Consider the following 16,332-nt stretch of genomic DNA (forward strand, 5'->3'; position numbering starts at 1 on the left):
CCAACGCGGCGCCGGTGCGCTCGGCGACCAGGGCGGAGTCGAGCGCGTGGTCGAAGTGGGTGTGCACCGGCAGCACGGCGTCGAGCCGCTGCACGCCGAGCCGGGCGAGGCAGCCGTCCACCCGTGGCAGTGACGGCGCGATCCGGCCCAGTCCGACCGACAGCAGGCCGGGCCGGGAGAAGAAGCCGTCGGTCATCAGCGCCGACGTGCCGTCGTCGACCAGCAGGGTGGTGACGCCGGCCCACGTGACGGTCAGCGGGCTGTCGGCGTCGGCGGCGGGCGCGTCGAAGAGGTGGGCGTGGGCATCGAGGTCGGGCCGGCCGGCGCGAAGGCGCATGGCCCCACCCTAGAGCGGCGCCGCGCCCTGGCCACCGTCGTGGCCGTCGTTGACCGCGGGGTCCTTGGCCGCGTCCTCGTCCAGGTCGTCGCAGGGATCCTCGTGCCAGTCGCCGAACGGGTCGGGGTACGACGGCCACTCGCCGGGACGGGCGAGCTCGTCGTCGGTGAGCAGGGCGCGGTTGAGGGCGCGGGTGATCACTTCGGGGTCGGCGCCGCACAGCAGCGCGGTCATCGACACGTGGCGGTCGCCGAACCGGTCGTCCCAGTGCAGTGCGGCCAGCGCGGAGCGGTCGGGTGCGACGTAGGCGCGCTGGTTGGCCGACATCGCGGCCAGCCACTCGCCGGCGTGGCCGACATGCAGTCCGCCGCCGGCGGATTCGATCCAGACCACGGCGTCGGGCTGGCTGGCGAGCCACGCCCGCCCGCGCACCCGCACCACGCCGTCGAGCAGGTCGTCGATGGCCTGGTGCAGCCGGTGCGGGTGGAACGGGCGGCGCGCGGTGAACTCGACGAGCCGGATGTCGCCGTCGGCGCGCAGCGGTGGTTCGCCGGCCAGCAGCGGGTCGTGGGGGTTGTGCTCGCGGCCGCGGCGGGCGTCGGGCTCGAGGTTGGCCAGCGCCGTCTCGACGTGGTCGGTGCCGACGGTGAGCCGGGCCCTTGGCGCCAGCCTGCGCAGCACCGCCAGTGTCCTCGGTTCCGGTGCGGTGAGCACCAGCACGTCGGCGAACTCGGCCTGCCCGACCACCACCTGGGCCACCGTGCGGTTGTCGTCCAGTTCGTCCTCACCGAGCGCCTGCTCGAGCCAGTCCGCGGAATCCACACAGGTCACCACGGATTCGATACGGACATCGCGACCGGCCGGGCCGTCGATGTAGCCCGGCCCGACGTGCACCGGGATGTTCTCGATCGCCCAGCAGACGGGTTCGGGTTCCAGCCACGGTTGCAGCTGCACCACAATGCGGTCGACGTCACTGCGACGGTGCAGCCTGCGCAGCAGCAACAGCAGATCGTTGCGGACGGTGCAGCCGACACAGCCCCCTGTCAGCTCCAGCGGCCACTCGGACAGCTCGACCTGGTCGCCCCGCCGGATCGCGACCGCGCGCACCACCACCTGACCGTCGAAGCGGTGTACCACCGCGACGGTGCCAGGCGTCTGCAGCAGCAGATCGCTCACCTTGTTGACGTAGCCCTGGCCGGCGACGACGACCACCGGTGTCCGCATCACACCTCCGTCGTGTTGACAATCGTTTTCATTTACCCGGCGGTTACGCTACCGTCTCCGTCGACGCTTGTCGAAAACGATTGTCATTAGTAGAGAAGGGAGGGCGACATGTCCGCGCATTGTCAGGTCACCGGGCGCAAGCCGGGATTCGGCAACACGGTCTCGCACTCGCACCGGCGCAGCCCGCGCCGCTGGAACCCCAACATCCAGCGCAAGACCTATTTCCTGCCCTCGCAGGGCCGCCGGGTCACGCTGACGGTCAGCGCGAAGGGGATCAAGGTCATCGACCGCGACGGCATCGAGGCCGTGGTCGCCCGCATCCGGGCGCGAGGCGAGAAGATCTGATGGCGCGCAACGAGATCCGCCCGATCGTCAAGCTGCGCTCGACCGCGGGCTCCGGCTACACGTATGTGACGCGCAAGAACCGCCGCAACGATCCGGACCGGCTGGTCATGAAGAAGTACGACCCCGTGGTGCGCCGTCACGTCGACTTCAGGGAGGAGCGCTGATGGCCAAGAAGACGTCGAAGATCGTCAAGAACGAGCGGCGGCGGGCGACGGTGGCCCGCTACGCCGAACGGCGCCGTGAGCTCAAGGAGATCATCCGCCGGGCCGGCACCGTCGAGGAGAGAGTGGCCGCGCAACAGGCGTTGCAGCGGATGCCCCGCGACGCCAGCCCGGTCCGGCTGCGCAACCGCGACGCGGTCGACGGCCGCCCGCGCGGGCACCTGCGCAAGTTCGGGCTGTCGCGGGTACGGGTCCGCGAACTCGCCCACCGCGGCGAGCTGCCCGGTATCCGGAAGTCGAGTTGGTGAGCATGGCGAAGAAGAAGCCGAGGCAGCGCCGCGCGCCCGTACCCGAAACCAAACGGCAGAAACGTAATCCGCTCAAAGCCGCGGGGGTGACCCGCGTCGACTACAAGGACGTCCCGCTGTTGCGCACGTTCATCAGTGAGCGCGGCAAGATCCGGTCGCGCCGCGTTACCGGGTTGACCGTGCAGCAGCAGCGTCAGGTGGCGATCGCGATCAAGAACGCCCGGGAGATGGCGCTGCTGCCCATGGGGCCCGCCTAATAGGCGTACTGCTCCTGGCGCGTCAGGCGCGGGCGGCGGCGCGGGTGCTGCGGAGGCCGAATGCGGCGGCCGTCAGGCAGGCCGCCGCGACGGCGCCGGCGAACCACGGGAACACCGCGGTGATGTCCCAGCGTGTCGCGGCCCAACCGGCCATCAGCGTCGGCACCGCCATCGCGGTGTAGGCCAGCAGGTAGTACGCCGACATGGTCTCGCCGCGACGGTCGGCGGGCACCACGTCCGACAGGTGGCGCAGCGAGCCGCCGAAGCCGAGCCCGAAGGTGGCGCCGAGCAGAGCGGCCGCGACGAACACCAGCTGCCACTGGTGCGACATCAGCACCGGGATCGTGACGAGCAGCGCGACCGCCATGCCGACGTCTCCGACGACGGCCGCGCGGCGGGCGGGCACCCGGGTGGCGAAGAGTTGGGCCAGCGCGGCGGCGAAGGCGGTGGTGCCGACGACGGCGCCGCCGAACACCAGGTTGTCGATGTGGGTCTGGCGGGCGGCCAGCGACGGGTACAGGGACAGCAGGACGCCGAGCACCGACCACGACGCCATCACGCCGAGGGCGGCGAACCAGAAGTCGGCGCGAATCTCGGCCGGCACGGCGGGACGTGCGATCCGGATGGGTCCGCTGCTGCGGGCGAGGTGCGGCTCGCGCAGGGCCAGTAGGCCGACGCCGACGATCAGGCACAGGACGGCCACCACCGCATACGGGGTGCGCAGGGGGTGCGGCGCGTACTGGGCCAGCAGTGCGGAGCCGACGATGGCGATGGTCATGCCGATGTTGAAGCTCACCCCGCTCAGCTGGCCGGAGCGCACGCCGTGATGGGGCCGCAGATCGAGCAGTGCGGCGGCGCCCGCGACGACGATGGAGCCGACGGCCGCGCCGTGGATCGTGCGGGCCACCAGCAGCAGCGCCATGTTGTCGGCGATCAGGAAGACGCCGAGCCCGACCAGCAGGGCGATCAGTGCGCCGACGAGGACGGGTTTGCGGCCCACCACGTCGGAGATGCGGCCGGACACCAGCACGGCGGCCAGCGCGGCGACGGCATAGACCCCGAACACGACGGTGGTGGCCAGCGGCGAGAGGTGCCAGGCGGACTCGTAGATGCCGTACAGCGGGGCGGGCAGTCCCGAGACGCCGAGCGCCACACCGCTGAGCACCAGCAGCAGCGGGTACGCCCAGCGCTGGGTGTCGACGTGCGGAGGCTCGATCGCGACCACTCCGTTCCCTCCCGATGATTGGTTTGACAGGCATCGAACTTCAACTGAGAGTACGTTAGGTTCGATCCTCATCAAACTTCGCGTGGCAAAGGACACATGACACCGCCAACCGCCGCCTACCCGACCCACCCGGTCGCGTCCGTGCAGCAGGTGCTCGGCGCCATCGGCGACCCGGTGCGGCTGGAGATGGTGCGCCGGCTGTTCAACGCCGGCGTTCCGGTTGCGTGCGGCGGGCTCTACGACGGCATCAACAAGTCGACGGCCGCTCACCATTTCCGGATCCTGCGCGAAGCGGGGCTCACGGAGCGACTCGTTCTCGACGGGCACACCTGCCAGCGACTGCGGATCGAGGAGGTGGATGCGGCGCTGCCGGGTCTGCTCGGTTCCGTCGTGGCGGGCGCCAACCGGGAGACGGTCGGCTAGGCGGTGAACGGTGCGACGGTGATGCCGTCGTCGGTGAGGCGACGCCGCACCGCGGTGGCGATCTCCACCGCGCCCGGTGAGTCGCCGTGCACGCAGACCGAGGCGACGGAGATCGGGATCGTCGACCCGTCGACCGCGTCGACGCGGCCGGCGGTCACCATCGACACCACCCGTTCGACGATCTCACCGACGTCACCGAGCACCGCGTTGGGTTCGCGGCGCGACACCAGTTGACCGTCGGCACGGTAGGCCCGGTCGGCGAACGCCTCCGGCACCGTGCGCAGTCCGAGCTCCCCGGCGGCGGCGAAGAACGCCGACCCGGACAGACCGAGCACCGGCAACCCCGGATCGACGGCGTGCACCGCGGCCGCCACCGCCCTGGCCTGGCCGTGATGGCTGACTATCGAGTTGTACAGCGCACCATGAGGTTTGACGTAGGACACCCGTGACCCTGCGGCATGGGCGAGCGCCTGCAGCGCACCGATCTGGTACATCACGTCCCCGGTGAGGTCCTCGGCGGTGGCGTCGATGAAGCGGCGGCCGAAGCCTGCGAGGTCGCGGTAGCTCACCTGCGCGCCGATCCGGACGCCGCGCTCCGCGGCGGCCCGGCAGACCCTCGCCAGCCGGGCCGGGTCGCCGGCGTGGAAGCCGCAGGCGACGTTGGCGCTGGTGACGATGTCCAGCATCGCGTCGTCGTCGCCGAGGTCCCAGATCCCGAAGCCCTCACCGAGGTCGGCGTTGAGGTCGACGGACATATCGGCACGAGCCGTTGGCATGACGCCAGCCTAGTGCGGCGCGGCCGGCCCGAGACGATCACTGAGTGTTACCGCGGGCCATGCGTTCTCGCTGACGAACTCGGCCAGTGGGCGACCGTGCGTCCACTGGTCGAGTTCGAGCGCGGGCCGGTCGGGGAACTCGGGCACCGGGCCGAGGCACAGCACCGCCACCGCCTGCGCCTCGTCGGGCAGGCCGAGCAGCGCGCCGAGGCGGTCCGGGTCGAAGATCGACACCCAGCCCATGCCGAGGCCTTCGGCACGGGCGGCCAGCCACAGGTTCTGGATCGCACACGACACCGAGGCGAGGTCCATCTGCGGCAGGGTGCGCCTGCCGAACACGTGCCGCGCCCGGTCGTCGCCCAGTGCAACGACCAGCAGTTCGGCGCACTCGAGGATGCCCTCGACCTTCAGCGCCAGGAACTCCGCCGCGCGGGGGCCGAGCGCCTCGGCGGTCCGCAGCCGCTCCTCGTCGACCAGTGCGTGGATGCGGCGCCGCAGTCCACCGTCGGTGATACGGATGAAGCGCCACGGCTGCATCAGCCCCACGCTGGGCGCGGCGTGCGCCGCCTGCAGCAGCCGCCCGAGCACCTCCTCGTCGAGCGTCGCGCCCGCCACGAACCGGCGCATGTCGCGCCGCTCGGCGATCACCCGGTAGACGGCGCGCCGCTCGGCGGCGCTGAACGCATGGTCGGTCACCGGCCCAGCTTAGGGATGGCACCATCGAGAAGTGGCCCGTGCCGACGTCCTCATCACCGCCGACGAACTGCTCCGCCTGCTCGCCGACGGGCGGCCGGTCACCCTGCTCGACGTGCGCTGGCAGCTCACCGAACCCGACGGCCGCGACGCCTACCTGCGCGGTCATCTGCCCGGAGCGGTGTACGTCTCGCTCGAGGACGAGCTGTCCGACCACGCCGTCACCGGTCGCGGCCGCCATCCACTGCCTGCCGGCCGCGCCGTCGAGTCGGCGGCACGCGGGTGGGGTGTGCGCGACGGTGTGCCGACCGTCGTCTACGACGACTGGAATCGCGCGGGGTCGGCCCGGGCGTGGTGGGTGCTGAGCGCGGCAGGCATCTCCGGGGTCCGGATCCTCGACGGCGGGTTCGCTGCGTGGCGGCGGGCGGGCGGCGCCGTCGAACCGGGCGCGGTCACCCCGGCTCTCGGCGACGTCAGCGTCGCGTACGACGATCTGTACGCAGGCGCGCTCCCCACGCTGACCGCCGACGACGTCGCCGGCTACGGCGGCGTGCTTCTCGACGCCCGTGCCCCCGAACGCTTCCGCGGTGAGGTCGAACCCGTCGACCCGGTGGCCGGCCACATCCCGGGCGCGCGCAACGCGCCGAGCACGGCCGCGCTCGCCGCCGACGGCACCTTCCTGCCGACGGCGGACCTCACCGGGATCTTCGAATCGCACGGCGCCACAGTGGCTCCCGGAGTCGGCGTGTACTGCGGATCCGGGGTCACCGCCGCGGTGACCATCGCGGCGTTGCGTGCCGCGGGCGTCGAGGCTGAGCTGTTCCCCGGTTCGTGGTCGCAGTGGTCTTCGGACGCCACCCGGCCGGTGGCCGTCGGTCACTGACGCGCGGCATCGTTATTGAAAATTGTTTCCACTAACGGGTAACGTCGTTGTTGGAAACGATTGTCGATAGCGGCGCCTTGACGGGTGCGCGGAACGGAGTCAGATCGTGAAAACCGGCATCCATCCCGACTACCACCCCGTGGTGTTCCAGGACGCCAACACCGGCGCCGCCTTCCTGACCCGGTCGACGATCACGTCGTCGCGCACCACCGAGTGGGTGACGCCCGAAGGCGTCCACACCTATCCGCTCGTCGTGGTCGAGGTGTCCGCGGACTCCCACCCGTTCTGGACGGGAACGCAGCGCCATACCGACAGCGCGGGCCAGATCGAGAAGTTCCACCGCCGCTACGGTCGCCGTGCCGGCTCCCGATGAACAGCGGGCCACCGGACGGCCTTTCACCCTCGCCGTCTGCACGGCCTGTGGCACCCCACCCGACGACGGCCTGATGCCTGCACTGCGTGCCGTGGTCTCGCAGTGCCCGCACGCGATCCTGGTGGTCACCCGATGCCTGCTCGGCGAGCTGACCTGCGCGACGCGTTCCCCGGGCGGCCCGATGCTGCTGCTGCAGCCGTGCACCGCGGAGCGGGTGCCGGTGGCCGCGGTGCAGTGGATCGGCCCGGTCGTGACGGGCGACGACGTGCGGGCCGCGTGTGACTGGATCCGCGCCGGCCGCTGGACCCGCGAGACGCTGCCGGTGCGGCTGCGCGCCGAGCTGAACCTCGCCAGGGCGGGCCGGATGAACTGACCGGCCCGGGTGCTCAGTGGGCGTGGCTGTGGGTGACTCCCCAGGCCGGTAGCGGATCGGGCATCGTCGCCCATCCCTGCGCTCCGAGGGCGACCTCGTCGTCGGTCAGCAGCGCAGAGACCAGCAGCGCCTGGATCCGGTCCCGGTTGAGCCGCACCCCGATCAGCACGATCTCCTGGCCGGGCTGCAGCTCGGTCGCCGACCAGAACTGGGCCGGCTCGATCACCAGGTTGGGCCCCGCCTGTGACCAGATCGCGGCGATCTCCGGCCTGCTCGCGATCCAGCAGAACCCCTTGCTGCGCAACACGCCCCGCACCTCGTCGAGCGCGTCGAACAACCGCTGCGGGTGGAGCGGCCGGTCGGCACGGAAGGTCATCGAAGCGATGCCGTACTCCTCGGTCTCGGGGGTGTGGCCGTCGGCGATCTCCTCGTCCCAGCCGGGCGCCTCCGCCGCGGCGACCGGGTCGAAGAGTCCGGTGTCGAGGACCTCGCCGATGTCGACGACGCCGCGCTGCGTGTGCAGGATCTTGGCGGTCGGGTTGAGCCGCCGCACGACGGTCTCCACCGCGCCGAGCCGCGCGGGCGGCACCAGGTCGGTCTTGTTGAGCAGGATCACGTCGGCGAACTCGACCTGGTCGACGAGGAGGTCCGCGACGCTGCGGGCATCGCCTTCGCCCGCGGTCATGTCGCGGTCGGCCAGCGCCTCACCCTTGGCGATCTCGGAGAGGAACGTGGAGGTGTCGACGACGGTGACCAGGGTGTCCAGCCGCGCCACGCGGGCGAGGCTGAAGCCGTCGTCGAACTCCCAGCTGAACGTGGCGGCCACCGGCATGGGTTCGGAGATGCCCGTCGACTCGATCACCAGCTGGTCGAACCGCTGCTGCCGGGCCAGCTCGCCGACCGCTTCGACGAGGTCTTCCCGCAGGGTGCAGCAGATGCACCCGTTGGTCAGTTCGACGAGCCGCTCCTCGGTGCGGCCGAGATGGCCGCCGGCGGCGATCAGCGCGGCGTCGACGTTCACCTCGCTCATGTCGTTGACGATCACCGCCACCCGCCGTCCCTCCCGGTTGGCCAGGATGTGGTTGAGCAGTGTGGTCTTCCCCGCGCCGAGGAATCCGGAGAGGACGGTGACGGGGAGCGGGCGCGCCGCGGGGCTGGACATGGCTTGATGATAATCATTTTCATTAACAGTGACCTCGGTTCGCCACCGATAATGCAAACCGTTATCGTTATCGGGTGACGACGAAGCGCGTTGCGGTCCGCACAATGGCCGCCGGTGTCCTGCTGGTCCTGCCCTTGGGCACGGCGGCCTGCGGCAACGGCGACCAGAGCTCGTCGGCCCCGGCGCAATCCAGCGCGCCGGCGTGCCCCACCGATCCGGTGTCGGTGGTGGTGAGCGTCGACCAGTGGGGCGACATCGTCTCCGAGCTGGGCGGGCAGTGCGCGAAGGTCACCACGGTGCTCGCCGGCTCGGCCGTCGATCCGCACGACTTCGAGCCCGCGCCCAAGGATGCCGCGCTGTTCGAGGACGCCCAGCTGGTCGTCATCAACGGCGGTCACTACGACGAGTGGGCCGCCAAGCTGGCGGCCGGCTCGGCGCCGGACGCACCGCTGGTCAACGCGCTCGAAGCGGGCGGCGGCGAGGCCGGGCACGACGAGCCCGCGCACGGGGCCGGCGAAGAACACGCCCACGAGGCCGGCGCAGACCACGCCCACGCACATGAGGACGGCGAACCGAACCCGCACGCCTGGTACAGCCCCACCGCGGTCACGACGGTCGCCGACACCGTCACCGCCGAGCTCGGAAAGCTCGCACCGGAGGCCAAGGGCTACTTCGACGAGCGGCGGGCTCAGTTCGGCGAGTCGCTGGTGCCGTACGACGAGCTGATCTCGTCGATAAAGGCCGGCCCGTCCGGCAAGACCTACGCCGCCACCGAGAGCGTCTTCGACGACATGGCCGCCGCCGTCGGCCTGACCGACCGCACGCCCGAGGGCTATCGGACTGCCTCGGCGAGCGAGACCGACCCGTCGCCCGCCGACCTCGACGCGTTCCTGCGGCTGCTCGAGGATCGCGGAGTGGATGTCCTGGTCTACAACGTTCAGACCGAAGGCTCTGTGCCACAGCAGATCCGGGCAGCGGCCGAAAAGTCGGGCGTGCCGGTCGTCGAGGTGACCGAGACGGTGCCCGCAGATACCTCGTCGTTTCAGTCGTGGCAGGTCGACCAGTTGACCGCACTCGCGAAGGCACTTGGTGTCCCTGCCTGATCCGGTCTCCGCTGCACCGGCGCTCGCCTTCGAGGGCGCCGCCGTTGCCCGTGGCGGGCGCACGGTCTGGTCGCAGGCCGACTTCGAGATCCCCGCGGGCGGGATCGTCGCGGTCATCGGCTCCAACGGCACCGGCAAGACCACCCTGCTGCAGGTGGTGCTCGGAGTGCTGCCCGTCTCCGCGGGACGGGTCCAGGTGTTCGGCCGCCCGCCGGGCACCGACAACGAACGCATCGGCTACGTGCCACAGACAATCGGCTCACACACCGGTGAGGCCATCCGGGTGCGCGACGCGGTGACGCTCGGACTCAACGGACACCGCTGGGGTTTCGGCGTCGCGAACCGTGACCAGCGCATGCGGGTCGACGAGGTGCTCGCCGCCGTCGACGCGACCGAGCTGGCCGACAAGCGGCTGTCGCAGCTCTCCGGCGGGCAGCGACAGCGCGTCGCCCTGGCCGAGGCGCTGGTGAGCGGCCCCGAGATGCTGATCCTCGACGAGCCGCTGGCATCGCTGGACCCGCGCAACCAGCGCGAGATGGTCTCGCTGCTCGGCCGCATCAACGCCGAGCTGGGCGTGACCATCCTGGTCGTCGCCCACGATCTGAACCCGCTGCTCGGGGTGCTCACCGGTGCGGTCTACCTGCTCGACGGGCACCCGCACTACGACACCATCGACGGCGTCGTCGACGAGGAACTGCTGACCCACCTGTACGGCACCACGGTCGAGGTCGTGCACACTCCACAGGGCGACCTGTACGTGCGGAGGACTTGAGTGACCACGACTTTGGTGGCGTTGGGCTACCAGGAGAACTGGTGGCAGATCCTGACGTCGAGCTTCATGCGCAACGCCCTGGTCGGCGGCACCCTGGTGGCGCTGGCCGCCGGGCTCATCGGCTACTTCGTCGTCGTGCGCAACACGGCGTTCGCCGCGCACGCGCTCGCGCACATCGGTCTGCCCGGAGCCACCGGCGCCGTGCTGCTCGGTCTGCCGGTGGTGCTCGGCCTCGGGGTGTTCTGTGTCGGGGGAGCACTGGTCATCGGCGCGCTGGGGCGCCGCGCCGCCGACCGGGAGGTCGCCACCGGAACCGTGCTGGCGATGGCCACCGGTCTCGGTCTGCTGTTCAACTCGCTGGCCACCCGCAACTCGAGCACCCTGACCAACGTGCTGTTCGGCAACCTGCTGGCCATCACCGATCAGCAACTGCTCACCTTCGCCGTGCTGCTCGCGATGGTGGTGCTCAGCATCGGCGTCATCTACCGGCCGCTGCTGTTCACCTCGATCAACGCGCAGGTGGCCGACGCCCGCGGAGTGCCGGTGCGCGGGCTGTCCATCACGTTCATGGTGCTGCTGGGCCTGACCGTGACGATGGCCGTGCAAGCTGTCGGAACGCTGCTGCTGTTCGCGCTCGTCGTCACCCCGGCGGCCGCGGCCATCATGCTCACGCCACGGCCCCCCGCGGCGATCGGCGTCGCGACGCTGATCAGCCTCGTGTCGGTGTGGCTGGGACTGGGAGTGTCGGCGATGTTCAACGCCCCGCCGAGCTTCGTCGTCGTCACCATCGCGTGCGCGGTCTGGGCGGTGGTGTGGGCGGGGCAGCGCGGGCTGCGGTCGTCGGCGAACCGCGTGCTCGTCACCTGACGCCGACGGCACCGGACTCGCCGTCGACGGCGCGTCCGCTAACCTGACACAGCATGTCGAGGAGTCCGCACCCGCGCCGGCGTGCGACCCTGGCCTCACTGGCCGCCGAACTCAAGGTGTCGCGGACCACGATCTCCAACGCGTACAACCGGCCCGACCAGTTGTCGTCGGACCTGCGTGACCGAATCTTCGCCGCTGCCAAGCAACTCGGCTATCCCGGACCGGATCCGGTGGCCCGCTCACTGCGCACCCGCCGGGCCGGTGCGGTGGGGCTGATGATCACCGAGCCGCTCAACTACTCGTTCAGCGATCCGGCGGCCCTCGATTTCGTTGCCGGCCTTGCCGAATCATGTGAGGAGGCCGGACAGGGCCTGCTCCTGGTGGCCATCGGGCCCAACCGCAGCGTCGAGGACGGGTCGGCCGCCGTGCTGGCCGCCGGGGTCGACGGCTTCGTGGTGTACTCCGCCTCCGACGACGACCCGTACCTTCCTGTGGTCCAGCAGCGGCACCTGCCGGTGGTGGTGGTCGACCAGCCCAAGGACGTGCCGGGCCTGTCGCGGGTCGGCATCGACGACCGGTCGGCGATGCGCCGCCTCGCCGAACACGTTGTCGGACTGGGCCATCGGCAGATCGGACTGCTGACGATGCGGCTGGGCATGGAGCCGCCGAACGGCACGGTCAAGCCGGCGGTGGCCGACCCGCAGCGGTTGTCCACGCCCCACTTCCACGTTCAGCGCGAACGCGTCAACGGGGTGTACGACGCACTCGCCGCGGCCGGACTGTCACGCGGATCGCTGACGGTGGTCGAGAGTTACGAGCACCTGCCCTCGTCCGGCGGGGCCGCGGCCGAGGTGGCGCTGAACGCCAATCCGCGGATCACCGCGCTGATGTGCACCGCCGACGTGCTGGCGCTGTCGGCGATGGACCACCTGCGCGGCCGCGGCATCTACGTGCCCGGCCAGATGACCGTGACGGGTTTCGACGGCATCCCCGACGCGCTGCGCCGCGGCCTGACCACCGTGGTGCAACCCAGCATGGACAAGGGCAGGCGCGCCGGCCGGTTGCTGCACCACCCGCCGCGGTCGGGGCTGCCGGAGGTCGAACTGCTCGACACCGAGCTGATCCGCGGCCGCACGTCCGGTCCACCCGCCTAGTCCTGCGAGCGCCACTCGTCGACCGTCGGACGCAGCGCGTCGGCGAGCATCGGCAGCTGCGGCGCCATCGCCAGGGCTGCGACCGCGGCGAGCCGGCCGGCGGCCTCGGTGAGCGCGAGCACCCGTGAGTCGAGCATTCGCATCCCCAGCCGCGCCGCGGCCGCATCGTAGGCGGCCACCCCCTCGGCACCCGCGAGCGCGAGGTCGGACTCCACGGCACCGAGTGTGACCAGCTCGAAGTCCGACCAGTACTCGCCTGACGACGTCGCGATCATGTTGTAGAAGGGTGCGTCGCCGTGGATCGGCTGCACGTCCACGCCGGGGAACTCGGCCTCGAACGCCGCCCGCGACGCGAAGACCGGTGCGATCTTCGCCCACTCCTCCTGCGCGCGTGCCACATCCGCGGGTGCGATCAGGTCGGGCCGCCGGGAAAGGTCCGCGAGACCCTCGGGGATGTAGCTGGTGAACTGCGTCCAGAATCCCAGTTCCGCTGCGTCGCAATCACGCAGCGCGGCATGCAGCCGCGCGGTCGCCTCGCAGCGTCGCGGCCAGTCCGGCTCCGCATCGGGTATCTCGTCGAGATACTGCCAGAACGTCATCGAAAAGCCGTCGCGCCGAACGGGTTCGCGTGCCACCAGAGGTGAGGGCGGTACGACCGGATGTCCGCGGTCGGCGAGCCACCCCGCCACCGCCAGCTCCGAGCGCTGCTGCGCCGCCTGCCGGTCGGGATCGGCGGCCATCGACCGCGGCAGCACCGTCGGCACCCGGACTACCACCGGCGCAGGCGCCAGATGGACGATCACCGAGAAGACGTCGTAGAGCACTCTCGGTTCGTCGAACCGGATTCCGAGGTCGCGGCCTGCCGCGGCGGCCGCCGCGACGGCGCGGGCGGTACGCGCGGCGATGTCGTCGGGAGTCAGCATCCGCGCCAGTATGGCCGCCGAAGTGACCGGGGTCGAACCCTTTTCAGCCGCGCCGCGCGGCCAGCAGGTACCCGAGCGCCTCGGCGACGTCCTCGGGTGCGTCGACCCGGTAGACCGCCAGCGACTCGCCCGGCCCGACCTTCACCCCGACGTCGCCGTCGCGCATCCGGCGGAAGGCCTTCTCGTCGGTGACGTCGTCGCCGAGGAAGATCACCGCCGTCGCACCGGTCTGCTCACGAAGGATGTCGACGGCCTCGCCCTTGTCGGTGGAGATCACCGCGAACTCCAGCACGGCCTTGCCTGCGGTGGCCTGCGCATCCCAGGCCGTGGCCGCCTCCTTCGCGGCGGCCAGTGCGGCCTCACCGTCGGCCGGGCTCGCGTTGCGCACGTGCAGCGCCACGCTCGCCGGCTTCGTCTCCACCGTCACCCCCGGCCGGTCCGCGGCGATCTCGCGCAGTTCGGCGACGATCCGTGCCAGCAGCTCCTGATCGACATCGTGGGTGAAGCCGGTATTGAACTCCGCGCCGTGACTGCCCACCAGGTGCACCGCCGCCGGCATCGCCGACAGGTCGCGCAGCACGCCCAGCGCTCGACCGGACACCAGGGCCGCGTCGGTGTCGGGAAGGTCGGCCAGCGCGGTCAGCGCCTCGGCGGAGGCGGGCAGGGCGCGGGCGGCGGACGGATCGCTGACGATCGGCGCCAGCGTCCCGTCGAAGTCGGAGACGACGAGCAGGCGGGGTGTGGCGGCGAGGCCGTCGAGCGCGCAGGTCAGATCGGCAGGGAGCACAACGCCATCATTCCCCGGGTCGCTTCGCTCCTGCCCGCCGGACCTTCCCCCTGCCTCAGATCTTGGGGTGGTCCCCGTCGCCGATCAGCAGCCGCACCGCGAGGTCCAGCCGCTTGCTCACGTCCGTGGCCGACGCCCGGCGGGTCAGCCAGGCCAGCAGGTTCGACAACCACACGTCGGAGATCACGCGGGCGATGTGGTACTGGTCCTCGGTGGGTTCGCCGTCGCTCATCGCGCGGGCGAACATCGAGTCCATCAGCTTGCCGACGTGGTCGACCTCACCGGCGGCCGAGGCGTCGGCGAACACGAACGCGCGCGTCATCGCCTCGGTCAGCAGCGGGTTGCGCTGCATGGCGCGGTTGAGCTTGCCGACCATGAAGTTCAGCCGCTGGTAGGGAGTCCCACCCGACAGGGCGGCGCGGTCGGTCTTGGCGTCGATGCGCTCGAACTCCCGGCCGAGCGCCGAGACGAGCAGGTGCACCTTCGAGGGGAAGTAGCGGTACAGGGTGCCGACGGCGACGTCGGCGCGTTCGGCGACGGCGCGCATCTGCACGGCTTCGTAGCCGCCCTTGGAGGCGATGGCCAGGGTCGCGTCCAGGATGCGCTTGCGCCGCTCCCGCTGCGCTTCGGAGCCGAGTTCGGATTCCGCGAGGACCGACACGTTCATCACCTCACGTGGCCGCGAGTCCGAGCCCGAAGATTGTGCTGGCGACGACATGCAGCGGAAAACTCCTTCATCGTGCGTATCCACTCGAAACGATACGCATGCCCAACCCCATTTTCTCACCTCAGTGCCGCTGCAGCAGCGACCTGTCCTGCTGTGATGCCGGTCGACTTGACGGTCGAACGCTGGCACCATTAGAACACGTTCTAGTGAGAAGCATGTCCTTCTCGCCCTAGGCTAGGAGGCCGGTAGATGACCCAGTCGGTCATGTCGGGGTCGGAGTCCGGCACTGACGAGCAGTCCGCTGCCCGTGAACTGGTGCGGAGCTGGGCCGCCGGCTCGAATGCGGTGAGCGCCGCCCGCGACGTGGAGCAGGGCGACCGCGACGCCTGGAAGGCCCCGTACGCAGGCCTGGCCGAACTAGGCATCTTCGGTGTGGCGGTCGACGAAGACCAAGGCGGCGCCGGCGGCACGATCGCCGACCTGTGCGCGATGGTCGAGGAGGCGGCGGCCGCGCTGGTGCCGGGACCGGTCGCCACGACGGCGCTGGCGACACTCGTCGCGCCCGGTGAGTGGCTCGAGGCGCTGATGACGGGTGAACGCACCGCGGGCGTCGCGCTGGACACCGACGTGCGGGTGGAAGGGAACCGGGTCTCGGGCACCGCGGGCCACGTGCTCGGCGCCGAACCAGCCGGTCTGCTGCTGCTCTCCGCGGGTGACAAGGTGCTGCTGATCGACGCCGGGGCGGACGGCGTGATGGTGGAACCGCTGACGCCGACCGACTTCTCCCGTCCGCTTGCGCGGGTGGTGCTCGACGGAGCACCGGCGACCGAACTGCCGGTCTCGGCGCGACGGTTCGCCGACCTGGCCGCGACGGTGCTGGCTGCCGAGGCCGCGGGGCTGGCGCACTGGCTGTTGCGCACCGCCACCGACTACGCCAAGGTGCGCGAGCAGTTCGGCAAGCCGATCGGCAGCTTCCAGGCCATCAAGCACATGTGCGCCGAGATGCTGTTGCGCTCGGAGCAGGCGTCAGTGGCCGCGGCGGACGCGGCCCGGGCCGCAGCCGAGTCCGACGACGACCAGCTGTCGATCGCCGCGGCCGTGGCGGCCGCCACCGGCATCGAGTCGGCCAAGGCCAACGCCAAGGACGGCATCCAGGTGCTGGGCGGCATCGGCATCACCTGGGAACACGACGCGCACCTGTATCTGCGTCGCGCGTACGGCATCTCGCAGTTCCTGGGCGGGCGGCCACGCTGGCTTCGGCGCGTCGCCACCCTCACCCAGCAGGGCGTCCGGCGCCGGCTGCGCATCGACCTCGACTCGGTGGAGCACCTGCGTGCCGAGATCGCCTCCGCCGTGGCCGACGTCGCCGCGCTGCCGCAGGACCGGCGGCAGGCCGCGCTCGCCGAGGCCGGCCTGCAGGCGCCGCACTGGCCGCCGCCGCACGGGCGCGGGGCCGGTCCGGCCGAGCAGCTGCTGATCGACCAGGAGCTGGCCGCGGCCGGGGTCGACCGGCCCGACC

21 protein-coding genes and 1 pseudogene are annotated in these 16,332 nt (G+C 71.1%); 13 read left to right on the forward strand and 9 right to left on the reverse strand.

The features are described 5' to 3' along the window. Positions 1–337: pseudogene (locus Q2100_RS12325) on the reverse strand (MBL fold metallo-hydrolase); the annotation flags it as partial. 9 nt (positions 338–346) lie between these two features. Next, positions 347–1,561, reverse strand: coding sequence for a ribosome hibernation factor-recruiting GTPase MRF (mrf, locus tag Q2100_RS12330; protein ID WP_302914279.1), 1,215 nt, complete (start codon positions 1,559–1,561; stop codon positions 347–349). Positions 1,562–1,669: 108 nt separating this feature from the next. On the opposite strand from mrf, the gene rpmB reads away from it, so the two are divergent. From rpmB to rpsR, 4 genes are read left to right on the forward strand one after another with little or no spacing between them, the layout of a single operon-like run. Continuing rightward, positions 1,670–1,906 carry a 50S ribosomal protein L28 gene (gene rpmB, locus Q2100_RS12335; protein ID WP_269892992.1) on the forward strand — a complete coding sequence of 79 codons (237 nt, stop codon included), beginning with the start codon at positions 1,670–1,672 and terminating at the stop codon, positions 1,904–1,906. Then, complete coding sequence (rpmG, locus tag Q2100_RS12340) at positions 1,906–2,070, forward strand: 50S ribosomal protein L33 (protein ID WP_302914280.1); 165 nt, start codon at positions 1,906–1,908, stop codon at positions 2,068–2,070. Before rpmB ends, rpmG begins: the two co-directional genes overlap by 1 nt. Beyond that, positions 2,070–2,375 (forward strand): 30S ribosomal protein S14, encoded by a 306-nt coding sequence (gene rpsN, locus Q2100_RS12345; protein WP_302914281.1) that lies wholly within the window; start codon positions 2,070–2,072, stop codon positions 2,373–2,375. Before rpmG ends, rpsN begins: the two co-directional genes overlap by 1 nt. A gap of 2 nt (positions 2,376–2,377) precedes the next feature. Next, on the forward strand, positions 2,378–2,632 hold the full coding sequence (gene rpsR, locus Q2100_RS12350) for a 30S ribosomal protein S18 (RefSeq protein ID WP_302914282.1): 255 nt from the start codon (positions 2,378–2,380) through the stop codon (positions 2,630–2,632). Between the two features lie 22 nt (positions 2,633–2,654). Here rpsR and Q2100_RS12355 read toward each other — a convergent pair whose 3' ends face one another. Further along, positions 2,655–3,857: an MFS transporter gene (locus Q2100_RS12355; protein ID WP_302914283.1), complete on the reverse strand. Its 1,203-nt coding sequence runs from the start codon at positions 3,855–3,857 to the stop codon at positions 2,655–2,657. Positions 3,858–3,953: 96 nt separating this feature from the next. On the opposite strand from Q2100_RS12355, the gene Q2100_RS12360 reads away from it, so the two are divergent. Then, complete coding sequence (locus Q2100_RS12360; protein WP_302914284.1) at positions 3,954–4,280, forward strand: ArsR/SmtB family transcription factor; 327 nt, start codon at positions 3,954–3,956, stop codon at positions 4,278–4,280. Here the strand turns inward: Q2100_RS12360 and Q2100_RS12365 are convergent. Together Q2100_RS12365 and bluB are read right to left on the reverse strand one after the other, a co-directional pair. Continuing rightward, positions 4,277–5,035: a LamB/YcsF family protein gene (locus Q2100_RS12365; protein ID WP_302914296.1), complete on the reverse strand. Its 759-nt coding sequence runs from the start codon at positions 5,033–5,035 to the stop codon at positions 4,277–4,279. The two genes, Q2100_RS12360 and Q2100_RS12365, sit on opposite strands and share 4 nt — an antisense overlap. Positions 5,036–5,065: 30 nt before the next feature. Continuing rightward, positions 5,066–5,752 carry a 5,6-dimethylbenzimidazole synthase gene (gene bluB / locus Q2100_RS12370; RefSeq protein ID WP_302914285.1) on the reverse strand — a complete coding sequence of 229 codons (687 nt, stop codon included), beginning with the start codon at positions 5,750–5,752 and terminating at the stop codon, positions 5,066–5,068. Between the two features lie 31 nt (positions 5,753–5,783). Between bluB and Q2100_RS12375 the strand changes: the two genes are divergently transcribed. The 3 genes from Q2100_RS12375 to Q2100_RS12385 all read left to right on the forward strand — a co-directional run bounded on the left by Q2100_RS12375 (position 5,784) and on the right by Q2100_RS12385 (position 7,378). After that, positions 5,784–6,632, forward strand: coding sequence for a sulfurtransferase (locus Q2100_RS12375; protein ID WP_302914286.1), 849 nt, complete (start codon positions 5,784–5,786; stop codon positions 6,630–6,632). Positions 6,633–6,738: 106 nt separating this feature from the next. Further along, on the forward strand, positions 6,739–7,005 hold the full coding sequence (locus Q2100_RS12380; RefSeq protein WP_302914287.1) for a type B 50S ribosomal protein L31: 267 nt from the start codon (positions 6,739–6,741) through the stop codon (positions 7,003–7,005). Beyond that, a complete protein-coding gene (locus Q2100_RS12385; RefSeq protein WP_302914288.1) occupies positions 6,989–7,378 on the forward strand; it encodes a hypothetical protein in 390 nt (129 codons plus the stop codon). Before Q2100_RS12380 ends, Q2100_RS12385 begins: the two co-directional genes overlap by 17 nt. Before the next feature lie 13 nt (positions 7,379–7,391). Here Q2100_RS12385 and Q2100_RS12390 read toward each other — a convergent pair whose 3' ends face one another. Further along, positions 7,392–8,540 carry a GTP-binding protein gene (locus Q2100_RS12390; RefSeq protein WP_302914289.1) on the reverse strand — a complete coding sequence of 383 codons (1,149 nt, stop codon included), beginning with the start codon at positions 8,538–8,540 and terminating at the stop codon, positions 7,392–7,394. 104 nt (positions 8,541–8,644) lie between these two features. On the opposite strand from Q2100_RS12390, the gene Q2100_RS12395 reads away from it, so the two are divergent. From Q2100_RS12395 to Q2100_RS12410, 4 genes are read left to right on the forward strand one after another with little or no spacing between them, the layout of a single operon-like run. Continuing rightward, the gene (locus tag Q2100_RS12395; RefSeq protein WP_302914297.1) at positions 8,645–9,643 is read left to right on the forward strand and encodes a metal ABC transporter solute-binding protein, Zn/Mn family; all 999 of its coding nucleotides are present in this window, start codon (positions 8,645–8,647) and stop codon (positions 9,641–9,643) included. Then, positions 9,630–10,415, forward strand: a complete 786-nt coding sequence (locus Q2100_RS12400; RefSeq protein WP_302914290.1) for a metal ABC transporter ATP-binding protein — start codon at positions 9,630–9,632, stop codon at positions 10,413–10,415. Before Q2100_RS12395 ends, Q2100_RS12400 begins: the two co-directional genes overlap by 14 nt. Next, a complete protein-coding gene (locus Q2100_RS12405) occupies positions 10,416–11,282 on the forward strand; it encodes a metal ABC transporter permease (protein ID WP_302914291.1) in 867 nt (288 codons plus the stop codon). 53 nt (positions 11,283–11,335) lie between these two features. Next, complete coding sequence (locus Q2100_RS12410; protein ID WP_302914292.1) at positions 11,336–12,436, forward strand: Rv3575c family transcriptional regulator; 1,101 nt, start codon at positions 11,336–11,338, stop codon at positions 12,434–12,436. On the opposite strand, the gene Q2100_RS12415 is transcribed toward Q2100_RS12410, so the two are convergent. Genes Q2100_RS12415 through kstR form a run of 3 tightly spaced genes read right to left on the reverse strand, consistent with a single transcriptional unit; the run spans position 12,433 to position 14,864 of the window. Further along, complete coding sequence (locus tag Q2100_RS12415; RefSeq protein WP_302914293.1) at positions 12,433–13,359, reverse strand: aminoglycoside phosphotransferase/kinase family protein; 927 nt, start codon at positions 13,357–13,359, stop codon at positions 12,433–12,435. The two genes, Q2100_RS12410 and Q2100_RS12415, sit on opposite strands and share 4 nt — an antisense overlap. Before the next feature lie 43 nt (positions 13,360–13,402). Next, a complete protein-coding gene (otsB, locus tag Q2100_RS12420) occupies positions 13,403–14,146 on the reverse strand; it encodes a trehalose-phosphatase (RefSeq protein WP_302914294.1) in 744 nt (247 codons plus the stop codon). A 55-nt stretch (positions 14,147–14,201) separates the two neighbouring features. Further along, positions 14,202–14,864: a cholesterol catabolism transcriptional regulator KstR gene (gene kstR, locus Q2100_RS12425; protein ID WP_302471824.1), complete on the reverse strand. Its 663-nt coding sequence runs from the start codon at positions 14,862–14,864 to the stop codon at positions 14,202–14,204. A gap of 198 nt (positions 14,865–15,062) precedes the next feature. Here kstR and Q2100_RS12430 point away from each other — a divergent pair. Continuing rightward, positions 15,063–16,332, forward strand: a 1,270-nt coding sequence (locus tag Q2100_RS12430) for an acyl-CoA dehydrogenase family protein (protein WP_302914295.1), incomplete at its 3' end; no start/stop codon positions are given.

Source organism: Mycolicibacterium arseniciresistens, from assembly GCF_030519285.1.
GTDB lineage: Bacteria > Actinomycetota > Actinomycetes > Mycobacteriales > Mycobacteriaceae > Mycobacterium > Mycobacterium arseniciresistens.